This window comes from Psychrobacter sp. (genome assembly GCF_035469765.1).
Lineage (GTDB): Bacteria > Pseudomonadota > Gammaproteobacteria > Pseudomonadales > Moraxellaceae > Psychrobacter.
The window spans coordinates 12,106-36,383 of the sequence record NZ_DATIRM010000367.1; the positions used below are offsets into that span (position 1 = coordinate 12,106).

At 43.6% G+C, this 24,278-nt stretch carries 19 protein-coding genes and 2 tRNA genes; 12 read left to right on the forward strand and 9 right to left on the reverse strand.

Annotated elements, in window-relative coordinates:
- The 6 genes from nuoF to VLN09_RS10110 all read right to left on the reverse strand — a co-directional run bounded on the left by nuoF (position 1) and on the right by VLN09_RS10110 (position 5,629).
- Positions 1-1,425, reverse strand: a complete 1,425-nt coding sequence (gene nuoF, locus VLN09_RS10085; RefSeq protein ID WP_325246140.1) for an NADH-quinone oxidoreductase subunit NuoF — start codon at positions 1,423-1,425, stop codon at positions 1-3.
- Positions 1,422-1,931 (reverse strand): NADH-quinone oxidoreductase subunit NuoE, encoded by a 510-nt coding sequence (gene nuoE / locus VLN09_RS10090; RefSeq protein ID WP_325246141.1) that lies wholly within the window; start codon positions 1,929-1,931, stop codon positions 1,422-1,424. Before nuoE ends, nuoF begins: the two co-directional genes overlap by 4 nt.
- 119 nt (positions 1,932-2,050) lie before the next feature.
- Positions 2,051-3,826, reverse strand: coding sequence for an NADH-quinone oxidoreductase subunit C/D (gene nuoC, locus VLN09_RS10095; protein WP_325246143.1), 1,776 nt, complete (start codon positions 3,824-3,826; stop codon positions 2,051-2,053).
- Between the two features lie 131 nt (positions 3,827-3,957).
- Positions 3,958-4,626, reverse strand: a complete 669-nt coding sequence (locus VLN09_RS10100) for an NADH-quinone oxidoreductase subunit B family protein (RefSeq protein WP_325246145.1) — start codon at positions 4,624-4,626, stop codon at positions 3,958-3,960.
- Between the two features lie 104 nt (positions 4,627-4,730).
- Positions 4,731-5,354, reverse strand: coding sequence for an NADH-quinone oxidoreductase subunit A (gene ndhC, locus VLN09_RS10105; RefSeq protein ID WP_325246147.1), 624 nt, complete (start codon positions 5,352-5,354; stop codon positions 4,731-4,733).
- Positions 5,355-5,479: 125 nt separating this feature from the next.
- Positions 5,480-5,629 carry a hypothetical protein gene (locus VLN09_RS10110; protein WP_325246149.1) on the reverse strand — a complete coding sequence of 50 codons (150 nt, stop codon included), beginning with the start codon at positions 5,627-5,629 and terminating at the stop codon, positions 5,480-5,482.
- 730 nt (positions 5,630-6,359) lie between these two features.
- On the opposite strand from VLN09_RS10110, the gene VLN09_RS10115 reads away from it, so the two are divergent.
- From VLN09_RS10115 to argB, 5 genes are all read left to right on the forward strand, one after another.
- Positions 6,360-8,393, forward strand: a complete 2,034-nt coding sequence (locus VLN09_RS10115; RefSeq protein WP_325246151.1) for a UvrD-helicase domain-containing protein — start codon at positions 6,360-6,362, stop codon at positions 8,391-8,393.
- Positions 8,394-8,498: 105 nt separating this feature from the next.
- Complete coding sequence (gene mgtE, locus VLN09_RS10120) at positions 8,499-9,902, forward strand: magnesium transporter (protein WP_325246154.1); 1,404 nt, start codon at positions 8,499-8,501, stop codon at positions 9,900-9,902.
- A 135-nt stretch (positions 9,903-10,037) separates the two neighbouring features.
- Positions 10,038-10,502 (forward strand): dUTP diphosphatase, encoded by a 465-nt coding sequence (gene dut / locus VLN09_RS10125; RefSeq protein WP_325246156.1) that lies wholly within the window; start codon positions 10,038-10,040, stop codon positions 10,500-10,502.
- Between the two features lie 89 nt (positions 10,503-10,591).
- Positions 10,592-12,397 (forward strand): phosphomannomutase, encoded by a 1,806-nt coding sequence (locus tag VLN09_RS10130; RefSeq protein ID WP_325246158.1) that lies wholly within the window; start codon positions 10,592-10,594, stop codon positions 12,395-12,397.
- Positions 12,398-12,497: 100 nt separating this feature from the next.
- Complete coding sequence (argB, locus tag VLN09_RS10135; RefSeq protein WP_325246160.1) at positions 12,498-13,409, forward strand: acetylglutamate kinase; 912 nt, start codon at positions 12,498-12,500, stop codon at positions 13,407-13,409.
- Between the two features lie 78 nt (positions 13,410-13,487).
- Here the strand turns inward: argB and VLN09_RS10140 are convergent, their stop codons facing one another.
- Entirely contained in the window at positions 13,488-13,841 is a 354-nt protein-coding gene (locus tag VLN09_RS10140) for an arsenate reductase (protein WP_325246162.1), read from the reverse strand.
- Positions 13,842-14,067: 226 nt separating this feature from the next.
- Between VLN09_RS10140 and leuS the strand changes: the two genes are divergently transcribed.
- The 7 genes from leuS (at position 14,068) to VLN09_RS10175 (ending at position 23,099) form a co-directional block, all read left to right on the forward strand.
- Complete coding sequence (gene leuS, locus VLN09_RS10145; RefSeq protein WP_325246164.1) at positions 14,068-16,767, forward strand: leucine--tRNA ligase; 2,700 nt, start codon at positions 14,068-14,070, stop codon at positions 16,765-16,767.
- A 113-nt stretch (positions 16,768-16,880) separates the two neighbouring features.
- Positions 16,881-17,555, forward strand: a complete 675-nt coding sequence (gene lptE / locus VLN09_RS10150) for an LPS assembly lipoprotein LptE (RefSeq protein WP_325246166.1) — start codon at positions 16,881-16,883, stop codon at positions 17,553-17,555.
- Between the two features lie 60 nt (positions 17,556-17,615).
- On the forward strand, positions 17,616-18,692 hold the full coding sequence (gene holA, locus VLN09_RS10155; protein WP_325246168.1) for a DNA polymerase III subunit delta: 1,077 nt from the start codon (positions 17,616-17,618) through the stop codon (positions 18,690-18,692).
- A gap of 259 nt (positions 18,693-18,951) precedes the next feature.
- Positions 18,952-20,280 carry an efflux RND transporter periplasmic adaptor subunit gene (locus VLN09_RS10160; protein ID WP_325246170.1) on the forward strand — a complete coding sequence of 443 codons (1,329 nt, stop codon included), beginning with the start codon at positions 18,952-18,954 and terminating at the stop codon, positions 20,278-20,280.
- 228 nt (positions 20,281-20,508) lie between these two features.
- Positions 20,509-22,458 carry a MacB family efflux pump subunit gene (locus VLN09_RS10165; RefSeq protein WP_325246180.1) on the forward strand — a complete coding sequence of 650 codons (1,950 nt, stop codon included), beginning with the start codon at positions 20,509-20,511 and terminating at the stop codon, positions 22,456-22,458.
- A 337-nt stretch (positions 22,459-22,795) separates the two neighbouring features.
- Positions 22,796-22,871: transfer RNA gene (locus VLN09_RS10170), tRNA-Lys, on the forward strand.
- Positions 22,872-23,023: 152 nt separating this feature from the next.
- Positions 23,024-23,099: transfer RNA gene (locus tag VLN09_RS10175), tRNA-Lys, on the forward strand.
- A 151-nt stretch (positions 23,100-23,250) separates the two neighbouring features.
- Here the strand turns inward: VLN09_RS10175 and VLN09_RS10180 are convergent.
- Both VLN09_RS10180 and VLN09_RS10185 read right to left on the reverse strand, forming a co-directional pair.
- Positions 23,251-24,033, reverse strand: a complete 783-nt coding sequence (locus VLN09_RS10180; protein ID WP_325246172.1) for an MBL fold metallo-hydrolase — start codon at positions 24,031-24,033, stop codon at positions 23,251-23,253.
- A gap of 26 nt (positions 24,034-24,059) precedes the next feature.
- The coding region (locus tag VLN09_RS10185) for a hypothetical protein (RefSeq protein ID WP_325246174.1) at positions 24,060-24,278 on the reverse strand (219 nt) is incomplete at its 5' end.

Here is a 24,278-nt window from a genome sequence, read left to right on the forward strand (position 1 = left end):
TTATTTCACATCTGGCTGTTGATTGGCTACCGCATCAATGACATCTTCACCGACCGCCTGCGCAATTTTTTGATCAAACTCTGGGCGAAAGTATTTAATCGCACTCATAAGGGGTTCCATCGCACCAGGGGCATGGGCACAGAAAGTTTTGCCAATCCATAAATCTCGGGTTAAGCCTTCTAGTTTTTCGACATCGCCAATCTGCCCTTCACCATCGTTAATGGCTGTCAGCAACTTAACGCCCCAAGGTAGACCATCACGGCAAGGGGTACAAAAGCCACAGGACTCACGCTGGAAGAATATCTCAAGATTACGTACCAATGGCACCATATCTTGCTCTTCATCCACCACCATTAGCAGACCTGTACCCATACGGCTACCGGCTTTTTGAATGGTGTCAAAATCAACCACAGTATCTAAATGTTCGGCGGTTAAAAAGTCAGTAGAGGCACCACCTGGTAACCAGGCTTTAAGGGTGCGACCTTCCTGCATACCACCTGCGAAATCTTCAATAATTTCACGTGCGGTATAACCAAAAGGCAGCTCCCATAGACCGGGATCATTGACCAGACCTGAACAACCAAATAGCTTAGTACCTGGCGTTTCGACTACGCCTTTGGCTTTTGGTAAGTCTTGATACCACTTGCTACCATGCAAAATAATCGCTGAAACATTATGCAAGGTTTCAACGTTATTAACCACGGTTGGACGACCCCATGCGCCAGCTACCTGTGGAAACGGCGGTTTGGTACGCGGATTGGCACGGCGACCTTCTAAGCAGTTAATCAATGCAGTTTCTTCACCGCAAATATAACGACCAGCACCCGTATGCACATGCAAATCAAAACTAAAATCTGTACCTAAAATATTATCGCCGACCAAGTTATTGGCACGCAGCTCTTCAAGAGCAGCTGTTAAACGCTCTGCCGCTAAGATATATTCACCGCGGATAAAAATATAACCAGCCGTGGCACCAATCGCGTAGGCAGAAATCAGCATACCTTCAATAAGCTGTAATGGCAGACGCTCCATCAGCAAACGGTCTTTAAAAGTACCTGGCTCCATCTCATCTGCATTACAGACTAGGTAGCGTGGACCACCATCGGGTGGTGCCATCAGCGACCATTTAATACCTGCTGGGAAGCCTGCACCGCCACGACCTTTTACCACTGCTTCTTTAATGGTAGTTAATGTAGCTTCTGGCGATTGGTTTAACGCCATCTTTAGCGCTTCAAAACCACGTAGTGATTCATAAGTGGCTAAATCAAGCACGGCATCATGATGCGCTAGGCGCCATGTTAAAGGCTTGGTTTCACTGGTAGCTGTAGCTTTGTCACCATAGATAGGAATGCGCTGCTCATTAAGCTGGCTTGGCGCTTTGCCCTGATTACGAAGAGCAATCTGCTCTGAAACAGTTAATCTCATGCGTATAGCTCCAACAATTGGGCGACTTCTTTAGGCTGGACAGGACCATAGGTATCTTCATCAATCAATACCGCAGGACCTTTGTCACAGTTACCTAAACAGCAAATCGGCAATAGCGTAAAACGACCGTCAGCTGTTGTTTGACCATAGTCGATACCAAGCGCAGATTTAAATGCAGCAGACAGTGCTTCGTAACCTGTCAAATAACATGCCACTGAATCACAAATAAGGATGACATGGCGACCGACCGGTTGACGGTAGATACGGTTAAAGAAGGTTGCCACCCCGTCCATATCGGTCATTGGCACATTTAGAATATTGGCAATGGCATTAACTTGCGCATCATCGACCCAGCCATTACGCTTTTGCACGATTTTTAGCGAATCTAAAGACGCGGCGCGTGGATGCGGGTAATGATGCACAAACTCATGAATAGCCGCAATTTCTTCAGCGGTTAAGATACTTGCCACGTCTACTTTTGGCATTTTATCGGAAACAATTTTCATAATCTTTTTCTTTCCTCACTCAGCCCACTGTTTAGACTGCGCTCATAGCGCAATGACAGCGTTTTGGTGTGCCAGTTTGGCGATAATATATTAATAAACTCGTCTTATTTTTAAAGTCGTTAGCGGTCACAATCCGCCATCACAATATCAATCGACGCTAGATACATAATGGCATCTGATACTAATGAGCCATTAATAACTGATGGCATCTGCTGCAGGTGCGCGAATGTCGGCGTACGGATACGGGTACGATAGCTCATCGTCGCTTTATCCGAGGTGATGTAATAACTATTAAGACCTTTGGTCGCTTCAACAATCGTCGTACATTCGCCAGCTGGCATGACAGGACCCCAAGAAACTGAGAGAAAGTGATTAATCAAGGTCTCAATATCATTTAAGGTACGGTCTTTTGGTGGCGGCACAGCAAGAGGATGATCAGCTTTATAAGGACCTTGAGGCATATTATCCATACATTGACGAATAATACGTAACGACTGACGCATCTCTTCGACTTTGACCATACAGCGATCGTAAGCATCACCGTTGTAGCCGACTGGCACTTCAAAGTCGTAATTCTCATAGCCCATATATGGACGCGCTTTACGTAGATCAAAATCTAAACCTGTCGCACGTAAGCCTGCACCAGTCACGCCCCATGCTAATGCTTGCTTGGTATTATATTGAGCAACACCTTGAGTACGACCTTTTAGTACGCTGTTTTGCAATGCCGCTTTGACATACTCATCCAAGCGTTTTGGCATCCAATCTAAGAATTCACGAACCAGACGCTGCCAACCGCGTGGCAAATCAGCAGCAGTACCGCCAATACGGAACCATGCTGGGTGCATACGATAGCCAGTCACAGCTTCGATGACGTCATAGGCTTTTTGGCGATCGGTAAACATATAGAATACCGGCGTCATACCGCCCGCATCCTGAATAAAGGTACCGACGAATAGCAAATTATTAGTAATACGGAAAAACTCACTCATCATCACGCGAATGGTTTCAGCACGAGGTGGAATAGTAATACCAGCAAGCTTTTCAACCGACATGATGTAAGGTAGTTCATTCATCACACCGCCGAGATAATCAATACGGTCGGTATAAGGAATGAAAGAGTGCCACGTTTGGCGCTCAGCCATCTTTTCTGCGCCGCGATGGTGATAGCCAATATCTGGGATACAGTCGACCACTTCTTCGCCGTCAAGCTGTAATACCAAACGGAATGCACCATGAGCAGACGGATGGTTAGGACCGATGTTCAAGAACATAAAGTCTTCATCACGACCTGAGCGCTTCATGCCCCATTCTTCTGGGACAAAACGTAGATTTTCTTGCTCGTACTGCTGCTTAGCCGTATTCAAGAAATAAGGGGTAAATTCAGTCGCGCGCGCATGATACTCTTTACGCAGTGGATGACCTTCCCAGTATTTAGGCAATAAGATACGAGTTAAATGTGGATGTCCGGTAAAGACAATACCAAACATATCCCAGACTTCGCGCTCATACCAGTTGGCATTAGGCCAAATCTGTGTCGCACTTGGGACGTTTAAATCGTCTTCACTGAGTGCAACCTTGATACGGACATCGCTATTACGCTCAAGCGACATTAAATGGTAAAACACCGTAAAGTCACTGTCAGGCAAACTTTGGCGATGCTGACGTAGACGCTCGTCTATCGCTGATAAATCAAATAGCATGACGTAAGGCTTTGGCAGCTTACGTAGGAATAATAGAATATCTAATACATCGGCACGCGAAACCCACACCGTTGGAATCTCATCCACCGTGTGCTGTACGACAAACTTACCAGCGTATTTTTCTTCCAGCTCTTTGATAACTGCTGGGACAGGTTTGATCTTAGGATCTGTGTTTTCAACTACCGTGACCATGAATGATGTCTTCCTTCATTAATCATAACCGAGCTATGTCAATCATAACCGAGCTATGATAAGCGTACGCGCACTTCTAAGAATTATGAACAACTGAGCTAAAATGCCAAAGCAAACACTCACGTAATAAGCTAAATACTATCTGGGCTACGCAAGTTTTTGACAGCGATACGATCTGCCTGTTTACGGTCACGCTCAGGTGTCATTTGTGGCTGATAGATACCTTGCTCATTGACATGGATACCTAATGGGCGACGCTCTTTAGTAATAGACTCTTGCAACAGCATCAAGCCTTGAATCAAAGCTTCTGGACGCGGTGGACAGCCAGGTACATAGACATCAACAGGAATGATTTTATCTACGCCTTGCACGACTGAATAGATATCATACATGCCGCCTGAGTTGGCACAAGCACCCATAGAGATCACCCATTTTGGCTCAAGCATCTGCTCATATAGGCGCTGAATAACCGGGGCCATTTTGACAAAGCAAGTACCAGCGACAATCATCACATCCGCTTGACGGGGCGAAGCACGAATAACCTCAGCACCGAAGCGTGACAAATCGTGAACCGCGGTTAAGGTAGTCGCATATTCGACATAGCAGCAAGAGGTACCAAAGTTAAATGGCCAGAGTGAGTGCTTACGCCCCCAGTTTGCTGTCGAATGTACAAGATCTTCTAGGCGACCCATAAAGACGTTTTTATTGACTTCATCTTCCAGCGGATCATTGACCGTTTGACGAGTCTGAGCAGGATAGACATCTGCATCAGGGTTGGCTTTTGTTAATGTGTATTTCATAACATACAACCTTTATGTTAAGCAAAGTGCGGCAATGATTTGCCCTCACTACTGCCTTAACTTCATTATTAAATAATTTTGTTATTCACGTGCCATGCGATTAATTAACGCGTAATCTTATCTGTTTGCGCAGACGTCGCAAAGTCCACAGAAGTCACATTACCCGTAGTATTAATATGATCAATGTTTTGCAAGTGACGACGATTGGTCTCAATATTGTTTGAGACGTTAATCTGTCCTGAAGACTGCGCAGGTATCTTGCCCGTAGGATCGACCATGAGTTCATCAACACCATCGAACTTGGTGATGTCCGCTAAACTAAAGCCAGCAGGTGCAGCATATAGACGTGCTTTTTTGCGTAGCTTATCTGCCGGTGCCCAATTCATCGCACCCAGACTCAACTCGTATACCAAGCCAATGATCAAGATGGTGATAAATATAGCAGCAGCAGCAAAGCCAAGCCAGCCGGCTTCACGTACCGAAACGGCATAAGCATATAAGTAGAGGGCTTCTAGATCGAAAATAACAAAGAAGATCGCCACCAAATAGAATTTAGCAGACAAACGAATACGGGCGTTGCCAGATCCGACAACACCCGCTTCAAATATCTCTTCTTTTTGTGAGCCATGTGAGCGACCACCAAGTAGACGCGGGACGACCAACATAAACACAACTAGCGCAATGGCGGCTAAAATAAAAGCAATGGCTGACCAATTAAAAGCAGACATGATAATACGTGCTCCTCACCCAATCGAGTGTTACACGCCGCGCAAGTATCGACCTATTCAAGGTCGTCAAGCGACAGGCATAACGCAGACGAAAACACAAAGCGACCGTAATTACGTCACTGTATTTAAGTAACTGTCGTTGAGTCACATGTTAGGTTCTGTACCGGTAACAACCAATTATCAAGCTTATTGACGACGATGTCAGACATGACCAACTGTAGAGTGTCCGCTCTATGTGCGGATAAAGGCTGGTCGCCCAACGCATCTTCTAACAACGTAAGATCAACGTATTAAATCAATGTCATATTCGATGGTTTATTTAATTGATTTAATAGCTCATTACACGTGGTCAACAATGACGTGACAACTGGCATAAATTATTTACGTACTATACGCATATCGGTAATCAAAAGCTAGTTTTTAACTGTATTGAGCGGTCATTTTCTCTGCAAAAAAAATAGGTTTTTTTCTCTGCAAACTATGCTATAGATTAGCTATTATAATGTGCTGCATTCTACCTTTTTAAAAGTAAAAACCGATACTATCAAAACACCTTAAGACACAGAAAAATATAATTAAAACCTATGTTTGTCAAGAGCTTACGCTTGTTTTTCAGCGATATGTTTAAACGTTAATACTGATATTTAATTTCTCATTAATACTTATAAATAATGACGCTATTTCGGCTAAATTTCTGCTACTTTTCATTGAAACAAAATGTTTCTCTCAGGCGTTTTTTAAGACGTACCTTATATATACCTCATAATTTCATATATTGCGCGCTGCTAACTCCTGCCCAATCGGCTGGCTTTTGCTTTATAATAGCTCACCTAATTTTCCTCACAGATTGCCATAAAATACTAAAAGCATTCTATGTACTGCCCTATGAAAAATACTGATATGCCGTCTATTTTGATAATATGTCGTTAAGTTTATTGACAGCTATCACGGGTGTTTTACGATTTACTGCTATCCTCTTTTTGCTTTTGTCTTACAGGTCACGTTATGAGTCAACTTAATCCCAAACAACAAGAAGCCATGCTCTACGTATCCGGTCCACTGCTAGTATTAGCAGGTGCCGGTTCCGGTAAGACCTCTGTGATTACCCGCAAGATTGCTTATCTGATTGAAGAATGCAACATGCCAGCTGAGCGTATCACGGCGGTCACCTTTACTAATAAAGCGGCACGAGAGATGAAATCTCGGGTTAGTAAATTGTTACCGAGTGAAAAAACACGCGGGCTAACGGTGTCAACCTTTCACCAATTTGGGCTACAATTTTTGCGTTATGAGCTGATTCATACGCCCCTGAAGGGCAACTTCTCCATCATGGACAGTGACGACAGCAAGCGTTTGCTGATGGAATTGATGATGCGAGATAACTTAAGTGGCGCTGAGAGTCGTGAGTTGGTTGGCAAAGCGATAAAAATGATTTCTGATTGGAAAAACGATTTGATTGAGCCTGACAAGGCGATGGAAACCTTAGACGATCCAGAAGATATGATTTTTGCCACCCTTTATGCTTTATATGAGCGTAACCTGCGTGCTTATAACGCCGTTGATTTTGATGACTTGATTGTATTACCGACCAAAATCTTACGTGAAAATAGAGATCTACGTGATAAATGGCAAAACCGTATTCGCTATTTATTGGTTGATGAATATCAAGATACCAATACGGCACAGTATGAGATGATTAAATATTTGGTCGGTCCGCAAGGACGCTTTACCGTCGTTGGTGATGACGACCAGTCTATCTATGCATGGCGCGGTGCTAAACCTGAAAACATGGGTCTACTCAAAGAAGATTTCCCTAAGCTCAAAATCGTTATGCTTGAGCAAAATTACCGTTCGACTACTCGTATTTTGACCTCAGCAAATGCGGTTATTACCAATAACGAGCATTTATTTGAAAAGAAACTTTGGTCAGATAAAGGTCAAGGCGAAAAAATCCGTATTATCAATTGCCGCAATGATGATGATGAGTCTGAGCGTGTGGCGAAAGAAATCGTCACTCACAAATTGCGTTTTGGTAATGAGTGGGAACAATATGCGGTTCTCTATCGCAGTAACTTTCAGGCACGGATGCTAGAGGCACAACTTCGCCAGTTGCAAATCCCTTATAAATTATCTGGTGGTCAATCGTTTTTTGCCCGTAGCGAAATTAAAGACGTCATGAGCTACTTGCGTCTGATTTTAAACCCAGAAGACGACAGCGCATTTTTGCGCGTGATTAATACCCCCAAGCGCGGGATGGGACCCGCAACGCTCGAAAAACTTGGCTTGTTTTCACAAGAGCATAGCATCTCGCTACTGGCCTCTTGTACGCATGCCGGTCTTGCTCATGTTTTACCATCAAAAGCTTATGGGACTTTAAAAGAGTTTGGCGACTTTATTGAGCACTATACCCGTGAGCTTGATCAACATCCTGATCCAGTACCAATCGTCCGTCGAATGATTGATGAGACCGGTTATATTGATTTTGTGCGTAGTGATTCTAAAACACCACAGCAAGAAAAAAACCGCATTGATAATATCGATATGCTCTATACCAGTATTCAGTCGCTGATTAATCGTGCTGAAGAAGACGAAGACCGGACGATTGATACCATTATTCGTAAATTGGTGTTGCTAGATATGTTAGAGCAGCAGCAAGAAGAGGAAAATACCAACAAAGTCAATCTGATGACCTTGCATGCAGCAAAAGGCTTGGAGTTTGATTTTGTTTATATTATGGGACTTGAGGAAGAGATGCTACCGCACCGTAACTCTATCCTAAGCGAGACGGTCGAAGAAGAGCGGCGCTTAATGTACGTAGGCATCACCCGTGCCCGTCGCGAGCTAACATTGACGCTAGCGACCCAGCGCCGTGCTGGCGGTCAGATGCGCGTCACTTCTGAATCACGGTTTTTAGATGAGCTACCAGAAGACCATATCGATTGGCCTGCCAAAGCAAAAAAACAAAAAGCGACCAAAGATCCAAAAGCCGTCGCTGATGAATACTTGGCGAATATTCGCGCATTATTGGGTAACCGCTAACTTTAACCTTTAAAAAAACAGCTGATAAATACAGCTAATGAATTGAAGGTTAAACCTATACTTTAGCCATTACTATTGAATATTTTTGCAAAACTTGGAACATTTATGCCCAACTCGACGCCCAATTCTGAACAACCATCGACAAGACAAATTGCTTATAATCCAGCTAAATCTAGCGCTGAATATAAGCTGCTGTACTTGCAGGAATTGGTGGCTGACAAGGCGTTTAAAGCAATTACTGAGTTTTTAGAAAAGCAGTCAGAATATGAGATTGCCAATTTATTAGAGTCGTTTCCTACCCAAAATCGACTCCTGATTTGGGCGCAAGTACCAAAGAATATCAAAGGTGAAGTGCTTGCTGAATTAGAGTTTGATACCCGCCTGCCGCTGCTAGAAAATATCTCCTCAAAAGAGATATCGCTGTTTACTCAAGACCTTGATGCGCAAGATATCTCTGAGATTTTAGATACGGTTACCGAAAGCGTGCGTACCTCGGTAATGGCAACCTTGGATGAAGATATTCGAGTTCAGGTCAACAAGCTTGATACTTATAACGACTGGGAAGTCGGCAGTTATATGGACCCTGATCTGATTCAGGTGAGAGAAGATATAACGTTAGCTGAGGTACAAAACTGGCTGCGCGAAGATATTGACCTGCTCGATGATGAAAGCCAAGAGCTGTTGGTCGTCGATCAAAGCCAGCAACTGCTTGGCTTATTGAGTCTGGCTGATTTGATTAAGCATGACCAAAATACCTTAGTTGCCGATTTGATTGATAGTGCAATCACCATCAACGATCGCTTGGACATTCAAGATGCGGCAGCGATTTTCCGCTCAGAGGACATTCGTTTTGCGCCGGTGATTAATAGCCATGGCGAGCTGGTTGGTCAGTTAAACGGTGAAGATATCATGGAAATTATTCAAGATGATGTCGACAGCACCATGAAAAACTTGGCAGGTGTCAGTCAAGATGAAGAGCTGTTTGCGCCCATCTTAACCAGTGCCAAAAGCCGTAGTATTTGGCTTGGTATCAATTTATGTACGGCGCTATTAGCCGCCGCGGTGATTGGTCAATTTGAAGCGGTACTGGCAAAAGTGGTGGCACTGGCGATTCTTATGCCCGTGGTCGCCAGTATGGGCGGCATTGCAGGCTCACAGACGCTTACCGTCGTCATTCGCGGTATGGCAATGGGACAAATCGGTGGCTCTAACCGCTTATGGTTGTTAAATAAAGAGCTGTGGGTTGGGGCTATAAACGGTATCATATGGGCGATAATTATGGCGTTTATTGCGCAATTATGGTTTCATGACATTAAAATTAGTGCAGTGATCGGTTTAGCGATTGCGATTAATATGACCGCTGCCAATGTCTCGGGCATTAGTATTCCACTGATGCTAAAGCGCATGAATATTGATCCGGCGTTGTCTGCCTCCGTTATCCTAACCACGGTGACAGACATTGTTGGCTTTATGTCATTTCTGGGCTTAGCAAGTGTACTGATTCTTTAATCAATCGCCTGTTAAAAGTTATAAACTAAAAGTTAAAAATCAGCAGCTATTGTTGATAATAGTTGCTGTTAATTATATTTAAAAAATTAGATTCATTCTGTTTATAAAACCATTAAATCGTTAAGTGAGTGTGTTATGCAAGCTGTACAAGTTAGAGTCTTAAACCCTAAAATCACCGAAGATGCCGCATTTTCTTTACCGACACGTGCCACTGATGGCAGTGCTGGTATTGATTTACGTGCTTGTATTGATGAGCCTTTAACGATTAAAGCGGGTGCCACGCACTTAATTGGTACTGGTTTGGCAGTTTATATCCAAGACCCTAACTATGCTGGCATGATTTTACCGCGCTCAGGTCTTGGTCATAAGCATGGTATCGTTTTGGGTAACTTGGTTGGACTTATCGATGCTGACTACCAAGGTGAGCTGATGGTCAGTATTTGGAATCGCAGTAATAAAGATTTTATCTTAAATCCAGCCGAACGCATGGCACAATATGTGGTTGTCCCTGTTGCCCGTCCTGAATTTGAAGTCGTGACAGAATTTAGTGATACCAGTGCACGTGGTGCTGGCGGTTTTGGACATTCAGGTCGCCAATAGTAGCGGTTTTAAACTAATTATCAGCTACATCTCTTGGGCTATTTGTTTTTTTATTCATCCTATTAATCACGATATAAGGAGAGTCAGTAATGCCGTTTTTTGCTGCGCAGAAATCCTTATTTCGTGCTTATGATATTCGCGGTTCGCGCCAGCATTTCACCACTGACTTTATCCAAGCCTTGGGGCATGCTTTTTCGCATCTTTATAAATCTCAGAAAGATAGTGCTAACGAAAATAACATCGTCGTCATTGGCTATGATGTACGTCATGATAGCGATATCATTGCTCAAAAACTTGCCACTAGACTGACCCAATGCGGCTTACAAGTTGTCCAGCTGGGACTGATCACCACTCCTATGATGGTATTTTGGGCAGGGCAATATCAAGGTCACGGTATCATTGTGACTGCCAGTCATTCTGCCAAAGATATTTTGGGTGTTAAGTGGTTGGTCAACCATCAATCTCCTAGCGTTGAAGAGATTCAGGCGCTTTACCAGCAAGTGATTCATCAGCAGCTAACTGAACGCCCTGTAGACAACAGCATGCTTGCAAAAAGTGGCTTGTTTAAGCATGGACTGCAAAAAACGGTTTTTTATAAAGAAAATAAACCACTAAATGTAGCTGAAACTTGCCATATTATAGAACAAACCTATTTGTTACCTAAGCAAGTGGCAAGCGCTTATGTTAATGCCATTGCGCAGGTATTCGAAGCCCTTTATCCGCATAATTCTAAAGCATCTATTGGTAATTTTAATCCGTGTGATACGACAGATAACCAATCGCCTTTTACTAAGCTTGATTTAATGGTTGTTATCGACTGTATGCATGGTGCCACCAGCAACATCGCTCAGCAATTATTTGAGCGATATTGCCAAAGTGTCATCATGCTCAATGACGTCGCAAACGGAGATTTTCCTGCTGGCAATCCTGACCCTGCTGAGCCGCATCGTCTCAAACAGTTGCAGCAAAGCGTACTCAACCATCAGGCAGATATAGGCATCGCCTTTGATGGGGATGGCGACCGATTAATGATTGTCAATAATAATGGCAAAATGGTCACGCCCGATCACTTGCTTTACTTATTAGCAAAGGTGGCACTCACTCAGCGTCCAACTGCTTTAAAACAGTCAAATACTGTACCGCAGGTTCTCTTTGATATTAAATGCTCGCATCACTTGCCAAAGCTACTAACTGGGCTCGGTGCAGCGCCCATCATCAGTAAAACCGGTAGCAGTCTGATGCGCCGACAGGTACATCATTCTGCTGGACAAATCCTCTTTGCTGGCGAGCTATCAGGGCATTTTATTTTTAATGACAACCATTTTATTGTTTATGATGATGCCATGTATGCCGCTCTCAGACTGCTGCATTGGTTGGCGGCGCAGACTGCTAGTAATCTGAACACTACGCAAAATCTTGCTGATATTATCAGTAACTTGCCAGATATTGTCAGTACTGCCGATCATTATTTACCGCTGCCAGTGAGTACTTCAACGGATTGCTCAATCGTTGAGCAGCTGACTCGACTATGCATGTATTTGCAACAACTTATAACTGCCACAGCGCTTTGCCGGACTCATCTTAATTATCAAGCCGTCATCAACTGTTCGTCAGTACATTGTACGTGTTCTGCTCAAAAATACTTTATAACTTTAGAAGAAGCAAAAGAACTCTTGCCACTTGGCACAACACTCAGCTGTATTGATGGTGTACGTCTAGATTTCGCCCATGGTTTTGGAGTCATACGTCAATCAAACACCAGTCACAATTTAACCACTCGCTTTGCAGGGGATAGCATGGCACATTTACAAGATATTCAAGCAAAATTTGCCGCGCTATGTCGTCCCTTTGATGAAAATCTAGCGGCGCAGATTGTGGCTATTGCTCCTCAGTAGCCAGTTATCAAAACTGCTTTTTATCACAAATGTAGCTTTGTTAGTCATGATTTTTTATAGCAACAACCAACCGCTTAACACCGTATTTTAGGAGTTTATAATGACATTGAATTTAGATGAAGCCAAAATTACCGCTGAAGTCTTGACCACAGCCCTGCCCTATATTCAACGCTTTGTCGATAAACTCATCGTGGTCAAATACGGCGGTAATGCCATGACTGACCCTGCGCTTGAAAGCTCATTTGCCCGTGATATCGTCCTACTCAAAACCGTTGGTATGCACCCTGTGGTCGTACATGGCGGTGGTCCACAAGTGGATAATTTACTAAAAGAGCTTGGGCGTCATTCAGACCGTATCGATGGGATGCGCGTTACTGACAAGGACACTATGGATATCGTCGAGATGGTACTTGGCGGCAATGTTAATAAATCGATTGTGAGCTTAATCAATAAACATGGCGGCTGCGCTATCGGTTTGACTGGTAAAGACGCCAATTTAATCTTAGCTAAAAAACTGATGATGGAAAAAATCGGTGATGACGGTGTTGCTGTACCGGTAGATTTGGGTTTTGTCGGGGACGTAGTGAGCGTCAATAAAGACGTCATTAATATGCTGATTGCCTCTGACTTTATTCCTGTTATCGCCCCACTTGGCGTCGATGCAGAAGGCAATACTTATAATATCAATGCGGATTTGGTCGCTGGTAAAGTCGCAGAATTCTTGCAGGCAGAGAAACTCATGCTACTAACCAATATCAAAGGGGTATTGGGACGTGATGGCGAAGTAGTGACTGGTTTGACGCCTAAGACTGTGGACAGCTTAATTGAAGATGGTACGATTTCAGGCGGCATGATTCCTAAAATTCAGTGTGCGCTTGATGCGGTTCGTAGCGGCGTCAAAAGCGCCGTTATCGTTGATGGTCGCGTGCCACATGCGACGCTATTGGAGATTTTCACCAACGAAGGTGTTGGTACGCTAATCAGTCGCGACTTGGACTTACTATCAAACTAGACGCCATAATAATTGGTTAAAAACAGCCCGAGCTTAAATGGCAAGCTCGGGCTGTTTTAATTCAAAAAACCGCTTTCTTTAAGAAAAATTTGTATCGAACTCGGCTTCATCATAACCGCATAGCAATACTGACTGATCCTCTACAATCGGACGCTTAATCATACTGGCATTTTCAATAAGCAAGTCAATGGCTTTAGCCACATCACTATCCGCCGCTTTCTTTTGAGCATCTTCTAGCTTACGCCATGTTGTGCCGCGCTTGTTTAATACTTTATCAATACCAAGCTCGTTAACCCAACGCTGAACGCTATCTTTATCGATACCTTGTTTTTTATAATCATGAAAGTTATAGCTAACGCCTAAATCATCAAGCTTAGTAAAGGCTTTTTTCATAGTACTACAAGATTTGATACCGTAAATGGTAATGGTCATAAAAATTCCTCGTCAATGAACGTTACTGTTTATTATACTCAAATAATGCCTGAAGCTGGCGCATGTCAAATGTGGATATCAGCAAGCGGCGAATATAAGCTGAAAAGCCACTAGGTAATCAATGAAAGGCGGCATCATATCGTCGCAATTTTCGCCAAATTACGCTATGCTATGGCATTATAAAATTTCACCCCATTTATCTGTAATAACCAATTCCGAGCCAACTATGAGCAACGCCGTGACAGCAGAAACTGCTAATACTAACCATACTAATAATACTTCTATCGACAATGCCCAATACCAGCCGCAACTTATCGAAGCGCAGCAGCAAGCCAAATGGGCAACGGACAAGCGTTTTGAAGTGAGTAATGAGCCAAGTGATAAGCCAAGTCGTTATATGCTGTCTATGTTCCCGTACCCAAGCGGCAAGCTGCACATGGGGCATGTGCGCAACTATACCATCTCTGATGTACTGAGCCGTTATTATCGCCTCAAAGGTTATGAGGTCATGCAGCCAATGGGCTGGGATGGTTTTGGCTTGCCAGCAGAAAACGCCGCGATTGCCAATCAGACGCCGCCTGCCAAATGGACATTTGAAAATATTGACAGCATGCGCGCGCAGCTAAAACTGCTTGGCTTGTCTATTGACTGGTCACGTGAATTTGCCACTTGTAGCCCTGAATATTATCAGTGGGAACAGTGGTTATTTTTGCAGTTATATAAAAAAGGCTTGGTCTATAAAAAGCTTGCGACCGTCAACTGGGATCCGATTGACAATACCGTCCTAGCCAATGAGCAAGTCATCGATGGTAAAGGCTGGCGTAGTGGCGCGATGGTCGAAAAGCGCGACATTCCGATGTATTATTTTAATATCACTGATTATGCTGATGAGCTGCTTGATGATTTGGACCAGCTAGAGGGTCATTGGCCATCTGAAGTGATTACCATGCAGCGCAATTGGATTGGTCGTAGCTCAGGTATGGAAGTGCATTTCCCTTATGAGCTAGCTGGTCAAAGTAATAGCTTAGACGTCTTTACCACTCGTCCTGATACCTTGATGGGTGTGACTTATGTCGCAGTAGCAGCAGAGCATCCTTTAGCCCAATATGCCTCTGAGAATAATAAAGCGATTGCAGATTTTTGTGCTCTTTGCAAAAAAGGCTCAGTCGCTGAGGCAGACCTTGCTAAAGCCGAAAAAGTCGGTATAGATACTGGTCTTACTGTGACCCATCCATTAACGGGTGAAGAAGTGCCTGTTTGGGTTGCCAACTATGTGCTTATGAGCTATGGCTCAGGTGCAGTGATGGCAGTGCCAGCTCATGATGAGCGTGATTATGAGTTTGCCACTAAGTACAGCCTACCAATTAAGCAGGTTATCGACATCCCTGCAGGATATTTTGATGATGTGGAAGCTGACGACGACAATCGTGCTTATACCGAGCGTAATACCTTGGTCAATTCAGGCGAATTTGATGGCATGGATTTTGAGCAAGCGTTTGAAGCCATGCTTGCTAAGCTTGAGCTGCAATCTCTTGCTAAGAAAAAAATTCAATACCGTCTACGTGATTGGGGTGTCTCGCGCCAGCGCTATTGGGGCTGCCCTATCCCTATGGTCAACTGTGAGCATTGCGGTACTGTGCCCGTTGAAGAACAAGATTTGCCGGTTGTCTTACCAACTGACGTCGTCCCTGACGGTCGCGGCAATCCATTAAAAAACATCCCAGAATTTGTCAATACGACTTGTCCTAAATGTGGCAATCCTGCTGAGCGCGAAACCGATACCTTTGACACCTTTGTCGAATCAAGCTGGTACTATGCCCGCTTTGCTAGCCCAAATGATACGACCAATATGGTCAATAAGTCTGCCGCCAATAAATGGTTGCCAGTTGACCAATATATCGGCGGTGTTGAGCACGCCGTTATGCATTTGCTATATGCGCGCTTCTTCCATAAGCTCATGCGTGATGAAAACTTGGTATCAGGTGATGAGCCATTTGCCAACTTGATGACCCAAGGTATGGTGCTTGCGGGTACTTTCTACCGCGTTAATGCTGATGGCAGTACCACCTATTACTTCACCAAAGACATCGATATTGACTTTAACGAGCGTGGTCAACCGATTAAAGCCATCCTAAAAGCAGATGGACAGCCGGTAACGATTGGCAAAATCGAAAAAATGTCTAAATCAAAAAATAATGGTGTTGATCCACAGATAACCATTGATAAATATGGCGCTGATACCGTTCGTCTATATACTTTGTTTACAGCCCCAGCCGATCAAACGCTTGAATGGTCAGATGACGCGCTCAAAGGTCCTTATAACTTTGTTAAAAAAGTCTGGCGCATTGCTTCTGAGCATATTCAAGCGTTAATTGATGCCAACTTAAGTCTTGAATCGCTCAATAGTGATACCTTAAATACGGATGGCTTAAGCAAAGAAGCTAAAGCCTTGCGCCGTAAAACGCATGAAACTATCGGCAAGATTGATAGTGACTTGGGTAAACGCCTAGCACTAAATACCCCTGTCTCTAGCTTGATGGAACTTGCTAATGAGCTGAGCAACTTTAAAGCAAGCAGTGAACAAGATCTGCAAGTCCAGCACGAAGCCTTGACTGATTTATTGATTATGCTGTCGGTATATGCGCCACACATTGGCGAGCACTTACTTGAGCAATTAGGACTTGATACCGTCACCTTAAACTACCCTTCTGTCGATGAAAGCGCACTGGTACAAGACATGATTACCATGGTGATTCAGGTCAATGGTAAAATGCGCGGTAAGATGGATGTGGCACCAAATAGCGACCCTGAGACTCTTAAAGCACAGGCACGTGCGCTTGAGAGCGTAGCAAAGTTCCTGACCGGTGAGATCAAAAAAGAAATCGTTGTACCGAATAAACTGGTCAATATTGTGGTTGCAGGCTAGGAATAATTAAACGCGGATGTTTTAGGTTTTCTTATCACAATAAGAATAGCGATTATGACGGATAAGCACCGTGCTATGCCGTCATATCAAACAACATGTAAGGGAAAAAGCACATGCCTAATAAGTCGAATAGACAGAAACTAGCGACCGCATTACTTGCATCTTTGCCAATATTCGCAATAGTTGGTGCGACTGCCAGTCTAAGCGGTTGCGGCTTTCAGTTACGCGGTTATGATGCGCCTATGCTGTTTGATGTGGCGAAGACCGCGGTAATTATTGAAGACAATCGCACCGCATTCCCACTAAAGCTGCCACTCACAAAGCGCTTAGAGGCATTGGGCGTTGATGTAATTACTAATATGACGTTGGCTGATGTTGCTAGTAACAATCAAAACGTAGGCGCTGGAACCATCGCTGCGATTACCGTCAACAACTTACGCTTTAAGCGTTATGAATTGGTCGGTGTATTGACAGAAATTCGCTTGGTGATATCAGCTGATGTCAGCTATCAAAGCATGGATAATGGTAAGCCTGTAACGCTCACCAATCCTATTCAGGTTGAGCGTAGCTATCAGTATAACGAAGCGTCAGTGAGTACCGACGATCAGCAAGGCGATCAAATTCGTGAATGGCTCTATGACAGCTTAGCAAGACGTATCACCGATCAATATGTCGCGATTGCCCTGCCAAAGGTGACACCTGCCAGCGCCACTACCTCTGCGCAAATCAGTAAAGGGGCTAGCATAAAAGGTACAGGCTCTACAGCGATTATCGTACCCAATCCATAATGTTAACTAGTATAGTTTTAGCGTTTTTTATATCCATAACCCTGTGTACTTAAGCCTTTTATGCAAGATACTTTTATACAAGCCTACCCAAAGCTACAGCAATCCTCAGTTGCTGTAGCAGGCTTGTGGCTGGCACATGGTGATGAGCCATTACTCAGTCAATGGCTTATTGATGCGCTGCGCCCGCATTGGCGTGCGCAGAATTATGCCATCAAGCGTATAGAGCTGATATCAGTTAAGAGTTGGCAAGAAGTATTGTCAGAGCTTGGTAGCCAGTCTTTATTTGATGATGCTAGTGCCTTGATTGTCACAGGCAACCATAAACCTGATAAGGCTGTCATCACAGAGCTTGAGCGCTTTGCACAGGACGCTCAAACCGGTGCGCACAGTCACAGCTTATTGTGGCTCACGCCTAAACAAGACAAACGCGCCCAAAGCAGTAAGTGGTTTGCGCCATTTGCTCAATATGGTCATGTCATCGACTGTAACTTGTATAATGAGCAGCAGCGTCAGCAGTTGTTGCAAATACAAGCACAGCAGTTTGGCTTAAAGTTATCGCAAGAAGCTTGGCAACTGCTAATGTCACATACCGAACATCATTTGCTCAGTGCCTATCAAACCTTATGGCGCTTATCCTATTTATTTGCCCCACAGCTAATGGCAAATAATGATGCCGCCACTCAAGAAAATGGTAAATCTAGCGCGCACCTATCGCAGGTAGCACTAGATATTAATGATTTACAAGCGGCATTGGTCAGTGATGCGCAGTTTAGCGTATTTGATTTGTCCGATGCGATGCTTGCCGGTAATAGCGCCCAAGTTGCCAAAATCATTTTTCAACTTAGAGCCACGGATGAGCCCACCACCTTGGTACTTTGGGCAATCAGTAAAGACATGCGTCAGATTATACAATTGATGGATGGGCAAGACCCACAAGCATTGGGCATTTGGCGTAGCAAACAAGGTTTGTACCAACAAGCTTGCCGCCGTCAGTCAAAATCCCAAACTACCGAATGGCCTGCTCTGCTCTATCGTTGTGACCAAGCCATCAAAGGCCTTATTCGCCAGCCAGCATGGGAGTTATTATTACAGGCAGCGCTTGAACTAGCAGGTAAGCGCTTATTTGCTATGCGATAGTACTTCGTGATTAATCGCTCCTCTTTATCACTTCCCTTATCGAATCTGCCGCACTGAAAACTCTGTCTAAAACCCTCTATTTTCCTATCATTTTCTGAGCATCTCTTCTCCAATATCCATACATTGGCAGCCGCTGAATTTCTGTACTTTTATCTGTCCTACATACGCCTTAACCTTTTGTAAACTAATTACCATTCCCTTTTGCACATGAAGTCTCTACTATATCTACACTTGATTTAATTGTGATTGGATTGTTGTCATGCACAAAATGAGCAAAAAGTCTGCTATCAAATGGGGCATTATCGCCTTAGTTATCATATCACTAGGTGCTTTATCCTATACTTTTTTAAAACCAAAAGAGACTACACCCAACTATCTGACCGCAACCGTCGAGCTTGGTGACATTGAAAACAACGTCATGGCATCGGGTAAAGTCAAAGCGTTAAATACCGTTGATGTCGGTGCACAGGTGTCTGGTGAAGTAAAACGTCTGTATGTTGAGGTTGGTGATGAAGTAAAACAAGGCGATTTGATCGCACAAATTGATCAAGTTACCCAAAAAAACAGCCTGAGTAATGAGCAAGCCAGCCTCGAACAAAGTGAGGCAGCACTACAGAGTGCACGAGCGGAAGCGTTGAGCAAACAAGCTAGCTTAAAAAGCGCGTATGCCGATTTTGCCAGTCGTCAATCTGAGCTTAAGCAAGCGCAGTCTGATTTTGCCCGTTTGCAAGATTTAGTCGCTATCGATGCTATCTCGCAGCAAGAATACGACACGCAAGCGACCAGTGTTGAGACGGCAAAAGCAGCCGTTGCCAATGCACGTGCTGGCATCGATACCGCTAAGGCAGCGATTGCTACGACAGAGGCCAATATCAATAGCCAACAGGCCGCGCTACGTAAGTCACAGACCAACGTCAGTACTGCTGAGGAAGATCTCAGCTATACCACTATCCGTGCGCCTATATCAGGTACGGTAGTGTCGATCACAACTGAACAAGGCACCACCGTCAACGCCAATCAAACCGCACCAACTCTTGTCACTCTCGCAGATTTATCGACTGTTCGCATTAATGCGCAAATATCCGAGGCTGACGTCATCAATGTCAGTGCTGGTATGCCCGCCTACTTCAATATCATCGGTAATCCAGATCAGCAGTATGATGCGATATTGACTGCTATTGAGCCTGCTCCTGAACAAATCAGTAGTACCAGTTCAACAGATGCTGCTATCTATTATGTCGGTTATGTTGAAGTGCCAAATCCTGAGCGATTATTTCGAATTGATATGACAGCTCAGATATATATCATCATTGACCAAGCTAAAAATGCCCTGCTGGTGCCATCAACGGTTGTGCAAGATAAACCCTCCAAAAGCGAAGGGACTGGTCAAGCGAAAACGAGCAAGTTTGTACGTGTGCTAAAAGATGACGGTAGTGTAGAAGAACGAGCCGTAAAAGTAGGTATCGACAACCGAGTGAAAGCGCAAATCTTAAGTGGTTTAAAAGCAGGGGAAGAAGTCATCATCAGTGAAGAAAGCGCTGAAAACTCAGGTAGTGGTCGTGTATCTGGTGGTCCCCCAAGAATGTAACTTACTCTTTGTGTATATTGATCAAAAAGGGGCTTGAGCGCAATCGCCCTTTTATAACGATGCTTACTACCCTTTATTAAAGACATTGCTATGACTATATCCCAATCTTCTAAACAGTCGCCTAAAAGTAATATGGCCCAGGACTTAGGTCAATATACCTCTGCCAATAATTCCAACGATCCTGCAGAAATAAAACCAGATAACCACACCTCATCTGACAAACCTATTATGGAGTTGTCTGGCATTATCAGAGAATTCCCTGCTGGTGAGCAAACCATTCGTGTCTTGCACGATATTAACCTAACAATTAATCAAGGTGAAATGGTCGCAATTATTGGGCAATCTGGCTCTGGTAAGTCAACCTTGATGAATATTTTGGGCTGCTTAGATCAAGCAACTGCCGGTGACTATAAGATTTATGGTCAGTCAGCACGTAAGCTAGACGCCGATGAACTTGCCAAGTTACGTCGTGAGCACTTTGGTTTTATTTTTCAGCGTTATCATCTGCTTGGTGATATCAGTGCTAAAGACAACGTCGCTGTCCCTGCTGTATATGCTGGCATGGATACTGAAGCACGCATCAACCGCGCCGAAAAACTGTTAACCGACTTAGGCCTTGGTGATAAAGTCAACAACCGCCCCAATCAGCTCTCGGGTGGACAACAGCAGCGCGTCTCTGTCGCTCGGGCCTTGATGAATGGTGGCGATGTTATCTTGGCAGATGAGCCAACGGGTGCCCTAGATAGCAAGTCCGGCGAAGATGTAATAGCGATATTGCATGACCTGAACGCTCAAGGTCATACCATCATCATGGTTACCCATGATCCCAATCTTGCTGCACAAGCTGAGCGCGTGATTGAACTCAAAGATGGCTATGTCATCGCTGATTATAAAACTGAGCATTACAAGCAGATAGATAAACAGCCAAAATCCATTATCAGTACTCATCGTAAAAGTGCATTTGGCAGTTTTATTGATCGTCTGCTTGAAGCGTTTAAGATGTCCTTGCTTGCGATGCGAGCGCATAAAATGCGTACCCTACTGACCATGTTAGGTATTATCATCGGTATCGCCGCTGTGGTATCTATCGTAGGTCTTGGTCAAGGCTCTCAGCAGCAGATTCTCGCTAATATCAGCTCATTAGGTACTAATACCATCACCGTCAGCGATGGCTACCCTAGAGGCGACCCTAGACGCCGTTACAATGATAACAACCTTACTCCTGAAGATGCACAAGCTGTCGGCAATCAGCCTTATATTGTTAGTGTTAGTCCTCAAGTTAATGCCAACTCCAGCGTTCGTTATCGAAGTGTACAAGAAGACACTACAGTCAATGGTATTGGTGAAGATTACTTAGAAGTCACTGGTGAGACATTGGCATTTGGTCAAGGTTTTGATGCAAGAAGCATTAACTTACGCAGCCAAGATATTATTATTGATGACAATGCCAAACAAACCTTTTTTGCTGATCTTGATAACCCTATTGGTGAGGTGATATTGATTGGCAGTGTACCTGGTCGAGTGATTGGCGTGCTTGAAGAAAATGATGGTGGCTTTGGACAAGATATTACTACGCCCACCATATATATGCCCTACACCACTGTGATGTCACGTATTACAGGTAGTACTAATATCGACCGCTTTGTAGCTTTGATAGATGACAATATCTCTTCAAGCGTAGCCGAGTCTGCTATCTCCGATTTGATAGAAGGTCGCCACGGCGAAAAAGACTTTCAAATACGTAACTCAGACTCTATTCGTCAAACCATCGAATCAACTACAGGTGCGCTGACTCTGCTTATCTCGTCAGTTGCAGTGATATCCTTAATAGTAGGCGGTATTGGAGTCATGAATATTATGCTGGTATCTGTCACCGAGCGCACCAATGAGATTGGCGTACGTATGGCAGTGGGCGCACGCCAAAGCGATATTATGCAGCAGTTTTTGATTGAGGCAGTTTTGGTCTGTATTTTAGGGGGTCTAATTGGCATTGGATTGGCATTTGCCATTGGTGAATTAATTAATAGTGTTGGCGGTGACAGTTTCAAAGTCATTTATTCCCCAACTTCTATCGTTGCAGCCTTTGTTTGCTCGACACTGATTGGCGTTATATTCGGTTTCTTACCTGCGCGTAATGCTGCCAAATTAGATCCGGTCGAAGCACTTTCGAGAGATTAAAAGAATTTTGAGCACAATATTAAGAAATAAGCTTTTAAAATACTTAATTGATAAGATTTTAGGTAGTCTAAAGACCTGTTAAGGGATAAATTGAGAAAATGTGGATTAATTCGCAAAGATTTGCACTTTTTTTAGTATTCGGGGTTGTAATTGTCCTAATAATATATATAATGTGCTCTCACGTTTAGAGATACAAATTATCTAAATGTAAAACAAGCTTCATACCTTTTTTAATATTAATTTATTAATACTTAAAGAAATTAAGCTTACAGAAAATTCGATTAAAAGAATTTTCTCTTGTAGAGTTAAAAAGCAATGCTTTTTTATATACTCTTCAGGGCCGATAGCTCAGTTGGTAGAGCAGTTGACTTTTAATCAATTGGTCCCGCGTTCGAGTCGCGGTCGGCCCACCATATTTAGTATTATCTTTATTAGGTACACCGCCCTATACGGTAGTGACTTAATAAACTAGAAAGTTTAAGAGATTTTCTGTTAGAATTCACCTTAGGTAAATTCTTTAGTAGTAAGTTCAAACCTAGTGCTGATAGAACCTTATCTTCGCTCAGGGCCGATAGCTCAGTTGGTAGAGCAGTTGACTTTTAATCAATTGGTCCCGCGTTCGAGTCGCGGTCGGCCCACCATATTTAGGAAAGCCCAATCATTAAACGATTGGGCTTTTTTTTATTCTTTTTTTTAGCTATTTTCTATAACTAGAGTCGATTCAATTTAACAACCATAGTGCTTTAGTAACTATCGGCAAATTAGATAATTCATATTTATACTATGAATAATTTAGCGTTTACGTCTACTGAGAGGAAAGCTTTTATCTTGACGCCAAAGCAGCTTGTGCTTAATGGTGTCTTTAATCGTACGTCTATGCTTGGGTGCTTGAGCAATCAGCTTATCAAAAGTCGCGGCATCAATATCCAACTCGTAACTATGTGCCATCAAAACATTGCTTGGCTGCAAATCTTTTATCTTTTGCAATGATTGAATATATACTTTGGGATCATAAATAGGAAATGGTGCGACAAATTTATGACGCAGTTTAATAATTAGGTCAGCAGTATAGACTTGGCGACTTGGACTATGAAATAAAGACAAATCACGGTCGGTATGACCGGGTGTCTCTAGTACTTGCCAATCCTCAAATTTGGGAATACTGTCCCCGTCGCTCACTGTCAAATCAGGCTTAAGATGCGCCGGATACCAAAGCCTCGTCGGCTCACGCCCTTGACGACTGGCAACATAATGCGCCAAACCGATATCTACCAGATGCATGACGCGCCCGCCCACGCCACCATACCATTGCTTTGTTTTGTCCGCAGAGACAAGCAGACAGCCTGTCTCTTGCCTAAGTTTATGCGCGCCCCCTGCATGGTCAGGATGCATATGAGTCACCATCACAACCTTCAAGTCACTTATCGGTCGCTTCAGCTTAGTTTGAATATAATCAAGCACCATTGTGACATCTGGTCGGCAGCAGCCGTCAAGTAGTAAGATTTTATCTGGATATACTGCTAAATAACTGCTTTGAATATAACCATCTAACCTTATGATATTGCATAAACTCATGTATCTTCCTTGACTCTTTTTAGTCATCATCCTGCTATTTTTGTTAAACAATCTCTTTCTTTATTAATTAAAAAGCCTAGTTTAGTATAACGCCCATCACTATAAATAAAACGGTTTTGAGTGAACGCTTGTGACCAAAACCTATTAATATAGTTGAAATACTTTAAAGTCGCTACAGTATTGCTGGTGTAAATTTTTTGCAGCCTCTGTCTGCGTAGGCACAGCAAGCAAGAAAAATTTGCACC